This is a genomic window from Neisseria sicca (genome assembly GCF_017753665.1).
Lineage (GTDB): Bacteria > Pseudomonadota > Gammaproteobacteria > Burkholderiales > Neisseriaceae > Neisseria > Neisseria flava.
In genome coordinates this window covers 2,253,793-2,272,166 of record NZ_CP072524.1, presented here as the reverse complement: position 1 = coordinate 2,272,166, position 18,374 = coordinate 2,253,793, and the positions used below count along the sequence as shown (strand labels likewise).

The 18,374-nt window shown below is 47.7% G+C and carries 12 protein-coding genes, 2 tRNA genes, 3 rRNA genes and 1 pseudogene; 7 read left to right on the top strand and 11 right to left on the bottom strand.

Annotated features, from left to right (window positions below; translation table 11 throughout):
• Positions 1 to 51 precede the first annotated feature (51 nt).
• From J7445_RS10750 to J7445_RS10735, 4 genes and pseudogenes are all read left to right on the top strand, one after another.
• Complete coding sequence (locus J7445_RS10750; protein ID WP_209283053.1) at positions 52 to 2,793, top strand: tetratricopeptide repeat protein; 2,742 nt, start codon at positions 52 to 54, stop codon at positions 2,791 to 2,793.
• Positions 2,794 to 2,826: 33 nt separating this feature from the next.
• Positions 2,827 to 3,132 carry an MGMT family protein gene (locus tag J7445_RS10745; protein ID WP_209283052.1) on the top strand — a complete coding sequence of 102 codons (306 nt, stop codon included), beginning with the start codon at positions 2,827 to 2,829 and terminating at the stop codon, positions 3,130 to 3,132.
• 157 nt (positions 3,133 to 3,289) lie between these two features.
• The gene (locus J7445_RS10740) at positions 3,290 to 4,795 is read left to right on the top strand and encodes an SWIM zinc finger family protein (protein WP_209283051.1); all 1,506 of its coding nucleotides are present in this window, start codon (positions 3,290 to 3,292) and stop codon (positions 4,793 to 4,795) included.
• A gap of 117 nt (positions 4,796 to 4,912) precedes the next feature.
• Positions 4,913 to 5,060, top strand: a pseudogene (locus J7445_RS10735) (IS481 family transposase); the annotation flags it as partial.
• A 168-nt stretch (positions 5,061 to 5,228) separates the two neighbouring features.
• On the opposite strand, the gene J7445_RS10730 reads toward J7445_RS10735, so the two are convergent.
• From J7445_RS10730 to J7445_RS10680, 11 genes are all read right to left on the bottom strand, one after another.
• Positions 5,229 to 5,528: a ComEA family DNA-binding protein gene (locus tag J7445_RS10730; protein ID WP_209283050.1), complete on the bottom strand. Its 300-nt coding sequence runs from the start codon at positions 5,526 to 5,528 to the stop codon at positions 5,229 to 5,231.
• 348 nt (positions 5,529 to 5,876) lie between these two features.
• A 5S ribosomal RNA gene (gene rrf, locus J7445_RS10725) occupies positions 5,877 to 5,990 on the bottom strand.
• Positions 5,991 to 6,083: 93 nt separating this feature from the next.
• Positions 6,084 to 8,975, bottom strand: a 23S ribosomal RNA gene (locus tag J7445_RS10720).
• Between the two features lie 431 nt (positions 8,976 to 9,406).
• Positions 9,407 to 9,482 (bottom strand) — tRNA-Ala (locus J7445_RS10715).
• Positions 9,483 to 9,487: 5 nt separating this feature from the next.
• Positions 9,488 to 9,564, bottom strand: a tRNA-Ile gene (locus J7445_RS10710).
• Positions 9,565 to 9,665: 101 nt separating this feature from the next.
• Positions 9,666 to 11,206: ribosomal RNA gene (locus J7445_RS10705) — 16S ribosomal RNA — on the bottom strand.
• The 16S, 23S and 5S rRNA genes sit together here with 2 tRNA genes alongside, the layout of an rRNA operon.
• 484 nt (positions 11,207 to 11,690) lie before the next feature.
• The gene (dksA, locus tag J7445_RS10700; RefSeq protein WP_003744416.1) at positions 11,691 to 12,107 is read right to left on the bottom strand and encodes an RNA polymerase-binding protein DksA; all 417 of its coding nucleotides are present in this window, start codon (positions 12,105 to 12,107) and stop codon (positions 11,691 to 11,693) included.
• A gap of 193 nt (positions 12,108 to 12,300) precedes the next feature.
• Positions 12,301 to 12,855 carry a YggT family protein gene (locus J7445_RS10695; protein ID WP_070656460.1) on the bottom strand — a complete coding sequence of 185 codons (555 nt, stop codon included), beginning with the start codon at positions 12,853 to 12,855 and terminating at the stop codon, positions 12,301 to 12,303.
• A gap of 2 nt (positions 12,856 to 12,857) precedes the next feature.
• Positions 12,858 to 13,655: a pyrroline-5-carboxylate reductase gene (gene proC / locus J7445_RS10690; RefSeq protein ID WP_070656458.1), complete on the bottom strand. Its 798-nt coding sequence runs from the start codon at positions 13,653 to 13,655 to the stop codon at positions 12,858 to 12,860.
• A 90-nt stretch (positions 13,656 to 13,745) separates the two neighbouring features.
• Positions 13,746 to 14,141, bottom strand: a complete 396-nt coding sequence (locus J7445_RS10685; RefSeq protein WP_070656453.1) for an RNA-binding protein — start codon at positions 14,139 to 14,141, stop codon at positions 13,746 to 13,748.
• Positions 14,142 to 14,149: 8 nt separating this feature from the next.
• The gene (locus tag J7445_RS10680) at positions 14,150 to 14,851 is read right to left on the bottom strand and encodes a YggS family pyridoxal phosphate-dependent enzyme (protein WP_070656450.1); all 702 of its coding nucleotides are present in this window, start codon (positions 14,849 to 14,851) and stop codon (positions 14,150 to 14,152) included.
• 179 nt (positions 14,852 to 15,030) lie between these two features.
• Here J7445_RS10680 and J7445_RS10675 point away from each other — a divergent pair, with 179 nt between their 5' ends.
• The 3 genes from J7445_RS10675 to J7445_RS10665 all read left to right on the top strand — a co-directional run bounded on the left by J7445_RS10675 (position 15,031) and on the right by J7445_RS10665 (position 18,318).
• Positions 15,031 to 16,077, top strand: coding sequence for a type IV pilus twitching motility protein PilT (locus J7445_RS10675; RefSeq protein WP_070656447.1), 1,047 nt, complete (start codon positions 15,031 to 15,033; stop codon positions 16,075 to 16,077).
• A gap of 171 nt (positions 16,078 to 16,248) precedes the next feature.
• Complete coding sequence (locus J7445_RS10670; RefSeq protein ID WP_003744423.1) at positions 16,249 to 17,481, top strand: PilT/PilU family type 4a pilus ATPase; 1,233 nt, start codon at positions 16,249 to 16,251, stop codon at positions 17,479 to 17,481.
• Positions 17,482 to 17,868: 387 nt separating this feature from the next.
• Positions 17,869 to 18,318, top strand: coding sequence for a DUF4149 domain-containing protein (locus J7445_RS10665; protein ID WP_019270747.1), 450 nt, complete (start codon positions 17,869 to 17,871; stop codon positions 18,316 to 18,318).
• Positions 18,319 to 18,374: the final 56 nt, after the last annotated feature.

Genomic DNA, 18,374 nt, shown 5'->3' with positions numbered 1-18,374 from the left:
TTTAATTTAATTAAGTTTATTTCCTATTAAACAATATGTAAAGGCTAAGCCATGTTAAATGATGTGTTAGATTTAAATTTGTTCAGACGTAAGACAGCAATGTTGCTACATGAAATTGAAATTGAAATTGGAAATTTGGTTTTGGAGAATCAGGACTTACTAAAAAGAGAAACTGAAGTACAAGATCAAAATATTGTAACGTTGACTACAAAAGATTTGGTGGAGCAATCATATTTAGATGGATTATTTCAATTAATTGCTCCAGTAGCTAAAGGTACAAGTCTCGAACCTGAAATTACAAGTTTAAGAAATTTTTTCATTAATAATGGAATTTTTCATATCAGAAATATAATTGCTCACCCTAATAGACCATTTCATATTAATTATTGGTATAAGGTTGCATCTCTGGCAAGTGAACCTATTATTGATATTTTGGGTTTAACAAAAATTCAGAAGACTTTGTTAGCGGCAGAACAAGGAAGCATTATGGATCCACCAGATGATTGGATTCTTAATATTTTTAGTAAATTGCCAAATAATATACCTGAGAGATTTGAACATTCTATTACAGGGTTAATAGGACGCAATGAAACTGTCACATCATTAAAAAATTCATTAATTAATAAATTGGATCGCCGCTCTTTGACTGTTTCTCTTGTTGCACCAGGGGGTAATGGCAAAACAGCAATTGTATTAGAAACTTTACAAAAAATTGTTGATGATTACTCTACAAAAGATCATTTTGATGCCTGTATTTACGTTACATTAAAACAAGAAGAATTAACTGATGAAGGTATTAAGCCATTAAATGCAGCTCAATCCGTAACAGAATTAGAAAAAGAAATCACAGAGATTTTAAATGATTTGTTAGATACCGAATATGAAACCTTTGAACAATTGAAACAGTCAGAAGAAAATAAAAAATTTATTTTATGTATTGACAATTTAGAAACGCTGTTAATTTCTAACCAGGGGGAATTTAATGATTTTCTATCAGATATTCCACTAACATGGAAAATTTTAATTACTAGTAGAATCTCTATTGAAAATAGTAAAATTATTAAAATTAAGGACTTAAAAAAACAGGATGCGGTTCAATTAGCTCGCGCATATTTGATTAAAAGAACAGGTGGGTTAAGTGAACACAAAATAGATGAAAATAAGCTAAAACAGATTGCAGAAATGTGTTTTTTGAACCCGCTTGCTATTAGATTAACTATCGATTTATATTTGAAAGGAGGAAGTATAGATTCTTCTATTCAATATGCTAATAAAGAAATTGCCCAATTCTCATTTAGAAATTTAATTGATTCATTAAGTGAAGATGCTATTAAAATATTAGAATGTCTTTATATAAAACCGAATAGTACTAGAATTGATTTGAGGGACATTCTTAATCTATCTGAAGATGAAATCGCAGAAAGTATCCAACAGCTTTCTAATACTAGCTTAATTACTCGAAAAACGGATGATGAATCAGAAACATATAGACTTGGCGAGTCTATAGCTAATTTGCTACTTTCTAACCCAAGAAATATTGAAATACGAGGAAAAATCCAAACTGATATTGCGCATCGTGCAAGGGCAATTGCAGCAAATGCTGAGCAACAAAAAAGGTTGGGGATATCAAAAAATAGTATTAATTATATTGATGAAACTCTACCAAGCAGTCTGAAAATTATATTAATGGAGTTAAATAAAAAAGTTAAACATTGGAAAAATAAAAAAACTAATCCACAACAACTGGCTAACCTATTAGAATTGTTTCAGAGAAATGAAAGGGATTGTAAGCACATTCCTGAATTTCATATTGGGTATGGCAGGTTGTTGAATGAAATGAATGCATTTTCTAGGGCTATTAAACAATTTGAGAAAGCACTGCAATTAAATCCTAATCTAATAATTGCAAAATATTTTTTAGCTATCTCATATTTTTTACAACATAATGCAAATAAATCAGCTCAATTATTTGAGGAATTATTTCTTGATGAAAATAAACCTTCCGAATTGCATGAATATATTACAGATTACTTATTTAGATCTTTAATGTATTCAAATAATTTTGAAAGGACTTTAGAACTCACAAAAGAATGGAAGAATTCTAAATTTAGAGGTATTGAGGGATCATATAGAGCTAGAGCCATTAAAGCTAGTGTAGAGAATATTGATGAAATTCCTGAGCGAGCTAAAGGTATTTCTCGTGCAGTTGCTACATTAAATGATGTTTTGCGTAATCATGGCTATATTAAATGCGCATGTTTCCAAGTTCGTAATATTTGTAATGAGATCGCTATGTTGCTTTTAACTAGATCCGAGTATAGAAAATGTACAAATTCTGTAGAATGGTTTGACTTTATCAGAAATCATGTTCCAGAAATTAAGGATTATTTATCTTATCCTAATAGAGATTGTAATTTTTTAATTAATTTTATAGAAAAAATGTATTTATCATCTACGAAAAATCCATTTAAAACTGATTATTGGGGGAGCTTTTTAAATGAATTTAAGCCTAAAAATAAAAAATCTGCCATCACTCAACAGCTATCAAATAAACACATTGTTGTTACGGTTGAACGCCAGTTGAAAGTGGGGGATAAAATAAGAGAATTTGTTTTTGCACATTCAGATGATCAAACAAGATTTTTCGTTCACTTAAATGCGTTGGTTGGTGAAAATTTACATTCTTGGAAAGAATTAAATACGGGATCAAAATTAGCAATTATTCCAGATTGGGATAACGTTCAAGATGGAAAAGACGTTGTTGCAAAAGAAGGGTTTATATTGGAGGTGTAGTATCCATATATCTTAAAGTTTAACCTCTCGTTTATGCGCCCCAAAAACGACCGCCTCGCCTACGAAATCCTTTCCGCCGTCGCTGAAATCCCCTGCGGCAAAGTCTCCACCTACGGTCAAATCGCCCGCCTGATCGGCAGGGAGAAAAACACCCGTTTGGTCAGTAGCGTGCTGCGTCATACGGCGGATTACGGCGATTACCCCTGCCACCGCGTGGTTAATGCCGCAGCAAGCCGTAGCCTGCAACCGCGTGCGTGCCTTTGGGCATACACCCTACCTGCAATCCCACAAAAACCGTCTGTAGGGTGTGTGCGGTACGCACGCACGCTGTCTTTCTAAAACCACTTCCCTTTCCACCCACCCCAAAGGTCGTCTGAACCCCATTTTCAGACGACCTTTTACCTCTTTGCAAAACAAATCTTCCCTCTACCCTCTCCACAAACGTCGTCTGAACCAGTAAACTTCCCATATTTCAACAACTTCTTGGAAGCAAACCATGCCCCGTATCCATCCGCTCCACCTGTTCCCACCCCATATCGCCGAACGCGGCCTGTTGTATTTTCAGCAGGGTAAGGTTCGCGACGTCCAAAAAACTTCGGCAGGGCGTTATCGGGCGGAGGTGTGTGGTTCGGAAAACTATTCGGTATGGCTGAAGCTGGATAGTGATTTGTACATTAAGGATGGGGGCTGCGATTGTCCTTATGGCTGGGCGTGCAAGCATATGGCGGCGTTGTGGTATGCGGTGCGCGCTCAAACGCCGGATGGGCAGCCTGACGAATCTGACGCGCAGCAGCCTAAAAAGGGCGGCAATCCGTATCGGCAGCAGCTCTCCAAAATCTTTTCCCGAACCCGATATTATGATTACTACGAAGCCGCTGATCTGGGCTTCAGGCTGCAAAACTGGTTGGAAGATGTGGCGCGGGAGGGGACGGAGGCGTTGCAGCAGGCTTTGCCTCTGTTGATACCGCGTTTGCAGGATGCTTTTGAAAAGGCGGACGATTCCGACGGTATGTTGGGCGATGCTATGTATATGGCAATCGACCTGCTGGAAGAAGCGGTCATGGAAAACGTCCCAAAGCGTTTGATCAATTTTTTGGACAAATGCTTGGACGACAGCCGCTATTTTGATTTCTCGGAGGCAGGCAATAAAATCTACCAAATCCGCGCCCGAATCTGGCGACTGCGCGGCGAATGGCAGGCGTGGCAAGATTATGTGGCTAAACGTTTGGCTGCTACCGAGTCGGGTTGGGAACATGAATTTTGGGCATTCGAGGGTTGGCAGGTTTTGCAGGCGAAAGGCGATACTGCTGCCGCGCAGGATTATTTCAGACGACATCTGCACCTGCCGAAATTCAGAAAAATCGCGGTAGAACAAGCTGTCGGGCAGCAAGATTGGGCGGAAGCGGAGCGCCTCTTGCGCGAAGGCATCAGCATTGCCGAAGATGAAGGAACACTCGGCACACTGCACAAATGGAAGCTGCAACTTTTTGATGTATTAAAGGAAACCGGTAAAAATGTACGCGAAATCGCAGCAGATTTGGCGTTTTCCACCAGCCTTTCATTGCCGCATTACGAGGCATGGAAAGCCACGTTTTCCGCCACCGAATGGCCACATGAATTCAACCGCCTGCTTGCGCGCTTGTCGGGTCAATATTCGCTGCAAGCTGAAATATTGGAGCATGACCAGGAATTCGACCGGCTGCTTGCCCTATTGCAGCAACATCTTTCGTTGTACATGATGGAACGTTTTGCCCCGTCTTTTCCCGAGCCGTATCACGACCGAATCGTAGCTTGCTACCTGAAAATCTTTGAGGCTGAAATCAATAAGGCAAGCAACCGTAATCAATACCGCCAGCTCTTTAACCAATTAAAGGGCCTCCGCCGCCAATATTCCGCACAACGGCAGGCGATGGAAGACTTTGCCGACGAAATCAGGGAACGATATAGCGAAAAACCGCGCCGGCCTGCGCTGTTGGAAGAATTGGATCGGGCGGGGTTTTAGGAAAAAGCTATTCATCCACACCCTGACGATGAATTTTCCAGGCAAGCCTGCAATCCTTACATATAGAAAACAGTAGCGTTGTTTGCAGTATTTTCAGGAGAATACTGAAACAGGAACATGCACAAAAACACCTGCTTCACTCCATACCACCAAGCCGTTTGGCAGGCTTACACACAGGAAAAGGAAAGCGTTACCTCCCTAACCCGCCGCTACCAAGTGAGCCGCGTCACCACCTACCCGAGCACTTAAGGTCGTAAGGAGTAAGTCACAATATTGTAGAGAAATTGCTGAAACGGTACATTGTCCTGTCCCACTCTGAGCGACGGTAACAAGATCGGTTCGACAAACAAAAACGCCCACTCCCTTCCGGAACTGGACGTTTTTTAGTTTGACCATCGTATTCACCTGCAATTTCACGAATACGCGGATGGGGTTATTTTTTAGGTGATGGGACGGCGTTTTTAGCTTTTGAGTTTGCAGGTGCGGGCGCGACGGTTGCTTCGGCCTTCAGTTTGGAGAAGATACCCTCGCCGATGCCTTTGACGTTTTTGAGCTCTTCCACCGATTTGAAGGCACCATGCTGCTGACGGTAGTCCACAATGGCTTTCGCTTTGGCCGGACCGATGCCGGGCAGGGCTTCCAATTCGGAAGAAGAGGCGGTATTGATGTTGACGGCTGCCAGCGACAGCGAGGCAGTTAAAACGGAGAGTGCGGCAAAGAGGAGTTTTTTCATAAGGGCGTTTTCCTATCATTTCGTTAATATGGACGGTAACACCGGGGAGACGTTACCACTATATATCTTATCATCATATACTTTACATCATTTTAATTCAAACAATTTTAAATATTTCTAACTTTACTATCTCTCAATGTATTGATTCTACAACATCTACTAACCCACCTCAATTTCGAAGCGGCCCCATCCACATTCTCAAAAGTCCATTCTTCTGCAACCGGAGCATTCGGAGTATTACCCCATTCCGCCCCACCGCCGCTATCAAGGCAGGAGGGTCCGGTTCGCCAAACTTGTCAACGATTCAAAGTAAAAGCCCCCGACATCTGTCGGGGGCTTAGAATAGGTGTTTGGCAGTGACCTACTTTCGCATGGAAGAACCACACTATCATCGGCGCTGAGTCGTTTCACGGTCCTGTTCGGGATGGGAAGGCGTGGGACCAACTCGCTATGGCCGCCAAACTTAAACTGTACAAATCGGTAAAGCCTCAATCAATATATTCGGTGATGACTGAATCAGTCAGTAAGCTTTTTATTTGAAGTTCTTCAAATGATAGAGTCAAGCCTCACGAGCAATTAGTATGGGTTAGCTTCACGCGTTACCGCGCTTCCACACCCCACCTATCAACGTCCTGGTCTCGAACGACTCTTTAGTGCGGTTAAACCGCAAGGGAAGTCTCATCTTCAGGCGAGTTTCGCGCTTAGATGCTTTCAGCGCTTATCTCTTCCGAACTTAGCTACCCGGCTATGCAACTGGCGTTACAACCGGTACACCAGAGGTTCGTCCACTCCGGTCCTCTCGTACTAGGAGCAGCCCCCGTCAAACTTCCAACGCCCACTGCAGATAGGGACCAAACTGTCTCACGACGTTTTAAACCCAGCTCACGTACCACTTTAAATGGCGAACAGCCATACCCTTGGGACCGACTACAGCCCCAGGATGTGATGAGCCGACATCGAGGTGCCAAACTCCGCCGTCGATATGAACTCTTGGGCGGAATCAGCCTGTTATCCCCGGAGTACCTTTTATCCGTTGAGCGATGGCCCTTCCATACAGAACCACCGGATCACTATGTCCTGCTTTCGCACCTGCTCGACTTGTCGGTCTCGCAGTTAAGCTACCTTTTGCCATTGCACTATCAGTCCGATTTCCGACCGGACCTAGGTAACCTTCGAACTCCTCCGTTACTCTTTGGGAGGAGACCGCCCCAGTCAAACTGCCTACCATGCACGGTCCCCGACCCGGATAACGGGTCTGGGTTAGAACCTCAAAGACACCAGGGTGGTATTTCAAGGACGGCTCCACAGAGACTGGCGTCTCTGCTTCAAAGCCTCCCACCTATCCTACACAAGTGACTTCAAAGTCCAATGCAAAGCTACAGTAAAGGTTCACGGGGTCTTTCCGTCTAGCAGCGGGTAGATTGCATCTTCACAACCACTTCAACTTCGCTGAGTCTCGGGAGGAGACAGTGTGGCCATCGTTACGCCATTCGTGCGGGTCGGAACTTACCCGACAAGGAATTTCGCTACCTTAGGACCGTTATAGTTACGGCCGCCGTTTACTGGGGCTTCGATCCGATGCTCTCACATCTTCAATTAACCTTCCAGCACCGGGCAGGCGTCACACCCTATACGTCCACTTTCGTGTTAGCAGAGTGCTGTGTTTTTAATAAACAGTCGCAGCCACCTATTCTCTGCGACCCTCCAGGGCTTACGGAGCAAGTCCTTAACCTTAGAGGGCATACCTTCTCCCGAAGTTACGGTATCAATTTGCCGAGTTCCTTCTCCCGAGTTCTCTCAAGCGCCTTAGAATTCTCATCCTGCCCACCTGTGTCGGTTTGCGGTACGGTTCAATTCAAACTGAAGCTTAGTGGCTTTTCCTGGAAGCGTGGTATCGGTTACTTCATGTCCGTAGACACTCGTCGTCACTTCTCGGTGTTAAGAAGACCCGGATTTGCCTAAGTCTTCCACCTACCGGCTTAAACAAGCTATTCCAACAGCTTGCTAACCTAACCTTCTCCGTCCCCACATCGCATTTGAATCAAGTACAGGAATATTAACCTGTTTCCCATCGACTACGCATTTCTGCCTCGCCTTAGGGGCCGACTCACCCTACGCCGATGAACGTTGCGTAGGAAACCTTGGGCTTTCGGCGAGCGGGCTTTTCACCCGCTTTATCGCTACTCATGTCAACATTCGCACTTCTGATACCTCCAGCACACTTTACAATGCACCTTCATCGGCCTACAGAACGCTCCCCTACCATGCTAGTAAACTAGCATCCGCAGCTTCGGTTATAGATTTGAGCCCCGTTACATCTTCCGCGCAGGACGACTCGACCAGTGAGCTATTACGCTTTCTTTAAATGATGGCTGCTTCTAAGCCAACATCCTGGCTGTCTGGGCCTTCCCACTTCGTTTACCACTTAATCTATCATTTGGGACCTTAGCTGGCGGTCTGGGTTGTTTCCCTCTTGACAACGGACGTTAGCACCCGCTGTCTGTCTCCCGAGGAACCACTTGATGGTATTCTTAGTTTGCCATGGGTTGGTAAGTTGCAATAACCCCCTAGCCATAACAGTGCTTTACCCCCATCAGTGTCTTGCTCGAGGCACTACCTAAATAGTTTTCGGGGAGAACCAGCTATCTCCGAGTTTGTTTAGCCTTTCACCCCTATCCACAGCTCATCCCCGCATTTTGCAACATGCGTGGGTTCGGTCCTCCAGTACCTGTTACGGCACCTTCAACCTGGCCATGGATAGATCACTCGGTTTCGGGTCTACACCCAGCAACTGTTCGCCCTATTAAGACTCGGTTTCCCTACGCCTCCCCTATTCGGTTAAGCTCGCTACTGAATGTAAGTCGTTGACCCATTATACAAAAGGTACGCAGTCACACCACAAGGGTGCTCCCACTGTTTGTATGCATCAGGTTTCAGGTTCTATTTCACTCCCCTCCCGGGGTTCTTTTCGCCTTTCCCTCACGGTACTGGTTCACTATCGGTCGATGATGAGTATTTAGCCTTGGAGGATGGTCCCCCCATATTCAGACAGGATTTCACGTGTCCCGCCCTACTTTTCGTACGCTTAGTACCACTGTTGAGATTTCGAATACGGGACTATCACCCACTATGGTCAAGCTTCCCAGCTTGTTCTTCTATCTCAACAGTTATCACGTACAGGCTCCTCCGCGTTCGCTCGCCACTACTTGCGGAATCTCGGTTGATTTCTTTTCCTCCGGGTACTTAGATGGTTCAGTTCTCCGGGTTCGCTTCTCTAAGTCTATGTATTCAACTTAGGATACTGCACAGAATGCAGTGGGTTTCCCCATTCGGACATCGCGGGATCATAGCTTTATTGCCAGCTCCCCCACGCTTTTCGCAGGCTTACACGTCCTTCGTCGCCTATCATCGCCAAGGCATCCACCTGATGCACTTATTCACTTGACTCTATCATTTCAAGAACTTCTCTGACTTTGCCTGACATTCCGTTGACGAGAACATCAAACTTGAATTTCCTACTTTGATAAAGCTTACTGCTTGTTGTGTCTTAATCCCGCCTTTTGTCTTTCGGGATTAAGTCGATACAATCATCACCCAAATACTGCACCTGTTTTTCTTTTCCTATCCAGGAGACAACTGACCGTTTGCAATCGGTCAATCATCAAAAACAGACACATTGTCTTTGTTTGTTGATTTCGGCTTTCCAATTTGTTAAAGATCGATGCGTTCAATATTGCTATTTACTTCGCAAATCAAAATGAGCTGATTATTATAGCAGCCTTTCTTTTCCCGTCAAACTGATTCGTCAGCAGACTCCTCTTTAGAAAAAAAGAAAGCAGTTACACTGCCTTTTTAACTCGCTTTGATTTGGAAAGTATTGGTGGAGGCAAACGGGATCGAACCGATGACCCCCTGCTTGCAAAGCAGGTGCTCTACCAACTGAGCTATGCCCCCGTTCTTGGTGGGTCTGGGAGGACTTGAACCTCCGACCCCACGCTTATCAAGCGTGTGCTCTAACCAGCTGAGCTACAAACCCGGATTCTCTTCTTAAGCGAATCTTGTCTTCACTCAAGCATTTTTCCGCATCTTCTACAGTTTACCGATAAGTGTGAATGCAACAGCCTCTTCTTTCTCTAGAAAGGAGGTGATCCAGCCGCAGGTTCCCCTACGGCTACCTTGTTACGACTTCACCCCAGTCATGAAGCATACCGTGGTAAGCGGGCTCCTTGCGGTTACCCTACCTACTTCTGGTATCCCCCACTCCCATGGTGTGACGGGCGGTGTGTACAAGACCCGGGAACGTATTCACCGCAGTATGCTGACCTGCGATTACTAGCGATTCCGACTTCATGCACTCGAGTTGCAGAGTGCAATCCGGACTACGATCGGTTTTGTGAGATTGGCTCCACCTCGCGGCTTGGCTACCCTCTGTACCGACCATTGTATGACGTGTGAAGCCCTGGTCATAAGGGCCATGAGGACTTGACGTCATCCCCACCTTCCTCCGGCTTGTCACCGGCAGTCTCATTAGAGTGCCCAACTTAATGATGGCAACTAATGACAAGGGTTGCGCTCGTTGCGGGACTTAACCCAACATCTCACGACACGAGCTGACGACAGCCATGCAGCACCTGTGTTACGGCTCCCGAAGGCACCCCTCCGTCTCTGGAGGGTTCCGTACATGTCAAGACCAGGTAAGGTTCTTCGCGTTGCATCGAATTAATCCACATCATCCACCGCTTGTGCGGGTCCCCGTCAATTCCTTTGAGTTTTAATCTTGCGACCGTACTCCCCAGGCGGTCGATTTCACGCGTTAGCTTCGCTACTAAGCAGTCAAGCTGCCCAACAGCTAATCGACATCGTTTAGGGCGTGGACTACCAGGGTATCTAATCCTGTTTGCTACCCACGCTTTCGGGCATGAACGTCAGTGTTATCCCAGGAGGCTGCCTTCGCCATCGGTATTCCTCCACATCTCTACGCATTTCACTGCTACACGTGGAATTCTACCTCCCTCTGACACACTCTAGTCACCCAGTTCAGAACGCAGTTCCCAGGTTGAGCCCGGGGATTTCACATCCTGCTTAAGTAACCGTCTGCGCCCGCTTTACGCCCAGTAATTCCGATTAACGCTCGCACCCTACGTATTACCGCGGCTGCTGGCACGTAGTTAGCCGGTGCTTATTCTTCAGGTACCGTCATCAGACAGGGGTATTAACCCCGCCCTTTTCTTCCCTGACAAAAGTCCTTTACAACCCGAAGGCCTTCTTCAGACACGCGGCATGGCTGGATCAGGCTTGCGCCCATTGTCCAAAATTCCCCACTGCTGCCTCCCGTAGGAGTCTGGGCCGTGTCTCAGTCCCAGTGTGGCGGATCATCCTCTCAGACCCGCTACTGATCGTCGCCTTGGTAGGCCTTTACCCCACCAACTAGCTAATCAGATATCGGCCGCTCAAACAGCGCAAGGCCAAATGGTCCCCTGCTTTCTTCCTCAGAAAATATGCGGTATTAGCTAATCTTTCGATTAGTTATCCCCCACTGCTCGGTACGTTCCGATATGTTACTCACCCGTTCGCCACTCGCCACCCAAGAAGCAAGCTTCTCTGTGCTGCCGTCCGACTTGCATGTGTAAAGCATGCCGCCAGCGTTCAATCTGAGCCAGGATCAAACTCTTATGTTCAATCTCTAACTTTTTAACTTCTGGTCTGTTTCAAAGAAACTGACAGGACAATGTCTAAAACATCATCTTGTCTGTCTTTTAAACAGTGTGAGGCTGTCGCACTCACACTTATCGGTAATCTGTTTTGTTAAAGAGCGAAAACGAATTATAAAGCATTTCAAATCATTGTCAATCAAAACTTTTTTCAAAACCTCGAAAAATCAGACCAACTGTGATATACTTATTAGTTCGTTCAATCACCGCCAAAGCAGCGAAGAACCGAACTATACCCCTCCCCTCAAAAACCGTCAACTCCCAAACCGCAAAAAATTCTGCAAAAACCGACAACAATCTGAAATTCAACAGCTTTTATTTCGAAACTTTCAAAACCATTCTCAAACCAAACTCAACAACCTACCTCAACAACACCAAAGGTCGTCTGAAATCTTTTTCAGACGACCTTGTATTTTCTTACTACCTAATTCAATCAACCGACTTCGTTATTTTAGTCGGCAAACTGTTTTTTCATACGTTCGCGGCGTTCTTGTGCTTCTACGGAAAGTGTAGCAGTCGGGCGGGCAAGGAGGCGTTTGAGACCAATGGGCTCGCCGGTATCTGCGCAGAAGCCGTACTCGCCTTCGTCGATGCTGCGGATGGTTGCTTGTACTTTACCCAGAAGTTTGCGCTCGCGGTCGCGGGTGCGCAATTCCAGCGCGTACTCTTCTTCTTGAGTGGCGCGGTCGGCAGGATCGGGAGCGGATTCGTGTTCTTGCAGGTGGCCGGTGGTGGCAGATGCGTTTTCAATCAGTTCGTCTTGCATTTTTACCAGCAGTTCGCGGAAGAATGCCAACTGATCGCTATTCATGTAGTCTTCTTCCGGACCGTCCCAATTCAAAATGTCTTGTTCTGTCAGCTTTGCCATAATTTTTCTTTCAATCTATTGCGGGAAACGAAATGCTACTCAAGTGTTTTATTTTATTGATTTCTTAGAACTTCTTTTCTCAAGTCCGTTTAGAAATGGCGGCATAATACCATGTTTTCACAGCCGTGGTTTTGATTTTCACTTTTTTGCGTTTTGCTTACGTCATGCTGCAAATTCTTAATGAACTCGCTGTCTATTGCAGTAGCCACAAGTTGATTTGACGGGTAATTTGAGGCGATAGGCTGCTTAACCAGATCCACAGTAATAATGCCAATATACTACCTGAAAAATCGTAGCGTCCGTACTTTAAAAACTGCACGGGAGAAAGTATGGGGCGATATATCCGTTCCAACGCGACGGAAAGTTGGGAATAGGGATCTTTAATACTGAGCACTATGCGGATAAACAACCCTATCAATAACACATAAGCTGCTGATTTAATTGTATTCAATACTGCCAGTATAAAATTGGCGATGATGATTTTTGCGCTGAATGCGGTAGGCTGCGCCACTAAAGTGATGAAGGTGAATACGATGTAATATAACAACAATCCTGACAACAGGCAGGCGGGGTCGTATTTTTTAATCGGCAGAATTTTATGCAGCGGGTTGACCAGCCAATCGGTTGATCGCTTGCTGAACGCTAAGAGTGCATGATTTTCACTCAATCCCGCCGACTGCAGGAAGAGACGTGCCAAACACAGGATAACGATGCCGTCGGCAAGCAATATCAATAAATCTCCACGCATTTTCAGACGACCTTATATTGTTGTGCCATTTCCTGCGAACGCTTGACGCAAGCGTCAACGCCTTGGGCAATGGCTTCGGCGACGCGGCATGATTTGAACGTTTCGATAGCTTCGTGGGTGGTTCCGCCTTTGGAAGTAACGTTTTGCTGTAATTGCGCGAAGTCTTCTCCGCTTTGTTCTGCCAAGGCAACCGCGCCTTTGAATGTCGCGAGACTGAGGGCGCGCGCATCTTCTTTGCTGAACCCTTGCGCCTGAGCGGCGGCTTGCAGCGCGCTCAGCAGATAAAAGACGTAGGCGGGACCGCTGCCGCTGATGCCTGTAATGTTGTGCAACTTGTCTTCTTCTTCCAACCAAACGGTCAAACCGATGGAACGCATAATGCGGTCGGCGGCGGCGCGATCGGCTTCGGAGACTTCCGCTGCGGCAAACATGCCAGATACGCCCAAACCGATTTTTCCCGGCGTGTTGGGCATGGTGCGGACGATGCGGCGCGTTCCACCAAGGTAGCGACTGAGGGTATCAATAGACAAACCGGCAGCAACGGAGAGCACCAATGCGCCGTTGGCACGAACGTTGCGGCACGCGGCTTCCATATCCTGTGGTTTGACGGCAAGGATTAATACGTCGTCTGAATTCAGTTCGGGCAGGGATTCGGAAACTTCAACATTCAATTCTTTTGCCAAACGCTCGCGTTTTTCCGCGCCGCGGTTGGCGATGTGGATGCAGTATCCGCCCTGCTTGACCAATCCGCCCGCAATGGCGGCTGCCATATTGCCGCCGCCTAAAAAGTAGATGTTCATAAATTTCCTTAATTTTTTAAATGAGATACATTTTCTTAGGTCGTCTGAAATGTCGTTTCTACCCAACCGGAAAAATTTCAGACGACCTTTTTACCAACGGACGCTTTCGGGCAGCGATGTTCGATATAAGCCCTGTTTTTCCAAACAATCGAAGCCTTCTTGTTTGAAAGTTTCCGCCAAAGGGCGTTTATCGCGGGTGTGCCAAGCTAGTCCGCAAGCTTCAAACTTTTTGATTTTCCTACTGAAATAATCATTAGCTGCTGTACGATAAGCATTGTCGTCAACAGAATAACTCCCGTCCGCCAAACGTGTTCCGCGGAAATCCTCGATAGAAGGCGGCGGCTCGCCTTTAATTTCCCAAAAATCTATTGCTGCCGGCTTTTTGGGCTTACACCAGCCTGATAAGGATTCACATTGATACCAGCCCATCAACCGGCAGCCCGTTAACGTCAAACCCAGCAAAACGACCGAGACGATATGTTTCATTGGCTGCTTTATCCTTTTTGTTTTTGCTCCCGCCTGCCGAAAATCGCGCTGCCGATGCGCACATGCGTTGCGCCGCACGCGACTGCCACAGACATGTCTCCGGACATCCCCATTGACAATACATCCGCGTGGACACCCGCCGCGTTCAGGTCGGCGAGCAGTTGCTGCATGGTTTGGAACTGAACACGCAATTCTTCATCATCGCTGTCAGCTTTGGCGACACACATCAACCCGCGCACAACCACATTCGGCAACTTCGCTACTTCTACCCCCAGCACGACCGCTTCATCGGGCGCAACGCCGTGTTTCGCCTCCTCGCCCGCGATATTGACTTCGATGCACACCTGCAAAGGCGGCATTTCGGGCGGACGCTGTTCGCTCAGGCGGCGGGCGGTTTTCAGACGACCTATCGTATGCACCCAATGCGCGCGTTCGGCGACAAATTTGGTTTTGTTCGACTGCACATCGCCGATGACGTGCCAAACGATGTCGGGCAAATCCGCGAGCGTTTCCGTTTTCTCGTACCACTCCTGAATATAGTTTTCACCAAAATCACGCTGTCCTGCAGCATATACCTCGCGGATGTCGTCTGAAGGGAAGGTTTTGCTGACGGCAATCAAACCCACTTCGCCCGCCTGCCTGCCTGCCTTTTGCTCGGCTTCGGCAATGCGGCGGCACACCTCCGCATAATTTTGTTGCAATACCGACATGATTTCTTCCTTTATTACATCAATTACAGCGATTTTGAAAATTTTACTTGGTCTGAACGATTTATGTATTTAAAATAATACAATTTATCGGAACCTGAACAGGGAAATGCCCAGCATTCCGCGTCCGCATTTTAAATCGGGTTCCGCTTCATTATTCTAAACTAAAACAAGGCCACATTATGCAGATTACCGACTTACTCGCTTTCGGCGTCAAAAACAAAGCTTCCGACCTTCACTTAAGCGCCGGAATGTCCCCCATGATCCGTGTTCACGGCGACATCCGCCGCATCAACCTGCCCGAAATGTCCGCCGAAGAAGTCGGCAACATGGTCACTTCGGTCATGAACGACCATCAGCGCAAACTGTTCCAACAAGATTTGGAAGTGGACTTCTCCTTCGAGCTGCCCAACGTCGCCCGTTTCCGTGTCAACGCCTTTACCTCCAACCGCGGTCCTGCCGCCGTCTTCCGTACCATTCCGAGCGCCGTATTGACGCTGGAAGACCTGCGCGCCCCGCGTATTTTCCAAAAAATCGCCGACAACCCGCGCGGCTTGGTATTGGTAACCGGTCCGACCGGTTCCGGTAAATCCACCACGCTGGCGGCAATGATCAACTACATCAACGAAACCCAACCCGCACACATCCTCACCATCGAAGACCCGATCGAGTTCGTCCATCAAAGTAAAAAAGCCCTCGTCAACCAGCGCGAGCTGCACCAACACACCCACAGCTTCGCCAACGCCCTGCGTTCCGCATTGCGTGAAGACCCCGACGTAATCCTCGTGGGCGAGATGCGTGACCCAGAAACCATCGGTCTTGCGCTGACTGCCGCCGAAACCGGCCACTTGGTATTCGGCACGCTGCACACCACCGGCGCAGCCAAAACCGTGGACCGTATCGTCGACGTATTCCCTGCCGGCGAAAAAGAAATGGTGCGTTCGATGCTGTCCGAGTCCCTGCGCGCGGTTATTTCGCAAACCCTGCTGAAAACCCGCGACGGCAACGGCCGTGTCGCCGCACACGAAATCCTCATTTCTACCCCCGCAGTGCGCAACCTGATCCGCGAAAACAAAATCGCCCAAATCAACTCCGCGCTGCAAACCGGTCAAGCACACGGCATGCAAACCCTCGACCAAGCGCTGCAAACCCTCGTCCGCCAAGGCACCATCAGCCCCGACGTAGCCCGCAGCAAAGCGCAAAACAGCGAAAGCATGACCATCGTCTGATCAGCACATTCCATTATCGGGAACAAACAAGGTCGTCTGAAAACGCAGTTTATACAATGAGGAAGCCCGTTTCCCGTTTTCAGACGACCTCCGTAAGGCAGGCACAACACCCAATAACAAACAAACCGCCCGCCGGTCTCAATATTCACTTACTGATAAAGAGTACACAAAATGAGCGAAACAACTCCTTTACACGACTTACTCAGCGAAATGGTGCAAGCCTACTCGCAAAAAAACCAACCGCCGCATATCCCCACCCCCGCCGAAATCGGCACACACCTCCATCCCCTGCTCGACCGCATGTGCGTCGAAGCAGAAAAACGCGGCGCATCCGACATCTTCATCAGCGCAGGCTTCCCGCCTGCCGTCAAAGTCAGCGGCACCCTGACCCCCGTCCCGCACAAAGCCCTGACCGGCGAAGACACAGCCGCCATCGTCGAATCCACCATGAACCCCGAGCAGCTTGAGACCTTCAACCGCGAATGGGAACTCAACTACTCCGTCCAATCCCGCAGCAACACCCGTTACCGTGTCAACGCCTACCACGAACAAGGCCGCGTCGGCATGGTCTTGCGCCGCATCAACCAAGAAATCCCCGAAATGGAGAGCCTCGGCCTGCCCGCCAAACTCAAAGACCTCTCCCTTTCCCCGCGCGGCCTGTTAATCCTTGCCGGCCCGACCGGTTCCGGTAAATCGACCACCATGGCATCCATGCTCGACTACCGCAACCACAAAATGCCCGGCCACATCGTCACCATCGAAGACCCTATCGAATTCATCTACAAACCCCGCCGCAGCATCTTCACCCAGCGCGAAGTCGGCATCGACACCAACGACTGGAAAATCGCCGTCCAAAGCGCGATGCGTCAAGCGCCCGACGTCGTCTGTATCGGCGAGGTTCGCAGCGAAGCCAGTATGGAATACGCCCTCCAGCTTGCCCAAACCGGCCACTTGTGCGTCTTCACCATCCACGCCAACACCGCCGCCCAAACCATCGAGCGTATCATCAACTTCTACCAAGAAGACCGCCGCAAACAAGTCCTCATGGATTTGGCGCTCAACCTGACCGGCATCATCGGCCAGCGCCTCGCCATCAAGAAAAACCGCAGCCAGCGTACCGCCGTCGTCGATTTGCTGCTCAACACACCCGCCATGCAGGATTTGATTTTCAAAGGCGAACTCATGGAAATCCGCGAACTCATGACGCGCTCCGGCACAGACGGCATGCAGACCTTCGACCAACACCTGTTCGAACTCTACATCAAAGGTCAAATCGAATACGACGAAGCCCTGCGCCAAGCCGTTTCCACCAACGACCTGCGCCTGCGCATCCAAATGCACGAAGAAGGCAACGACCCCGACCGCCTCTACGACCGCATCAGCGATTTGAACCTGATTTCGTAAACACCCGATTTCAGGCAAAACAAAGGTCGTCTGAAAACCCCGATTCAGGTTTTTCAGACGACCTTCTTTCATATTTCCTTGAGACCTTTGATCATTTCGTACTGCAAACCGAATGCTGTCGTTTCCCCCTCTTTTAGTGATAGGTTTGATTGCTTTTACGCTCGCTGAGTTTGCGTTTCTCCGCATCTATAGTGGATTAAATTTAAATCAGGACAAGGCGACGAAGCCGCAGACAGTACAAATAGTACGGCAAGGCGAGGCAACGCCGTACTGGTTTAAAGTTAATCCACTATAAAAGACGGATCGGATTGGGCGTAAGGCGGCGTAAGCCTCAGGTCGTCTGAAAACTATGTTAGTATGCGGCAGATTTGAATTTCAGGAGGGATGATGAACCGATTGTGCGCATTGCTGACCAGCCTGTGGCTGGGTATGCAGGTAATGGCGGGCTATATTGCCGCCCCGATTTTATTTGAACGGCTGGGCAAACAGGAAGCAGGCAATATCGCAGGCATGCTGTTTTCAATCAACAATTATTTTGGCCTGCTGGCTTGGACAGTGGCTTGGCTGGTAGTGCGAAGTAACCGAAACCGTTCATTTTCCGACAACTGCAAAGCAGCGCCGAAATTCATTATCCTCCTTCTGCTGCTGACCGCGTCCAACCAATTCCTGATAAGCCCTGTTATCGCAGCACACAAGACAGGTACGGCAAATTGGCTGCTTTCATTATTGGGCGGCTCTTTCGGTATGTGGCACGGCATTTCCAGCATCATTTATCTGGTATGCAGCGTCTTGGGCTTAGGTTTGCTGTGGCGTTATTTGAAATTTGAGAACAATTAGCCGTCTACTGGTCGCATTGCCTTGTTCTTTAATGATTCGGACTTCTTTATCAGATT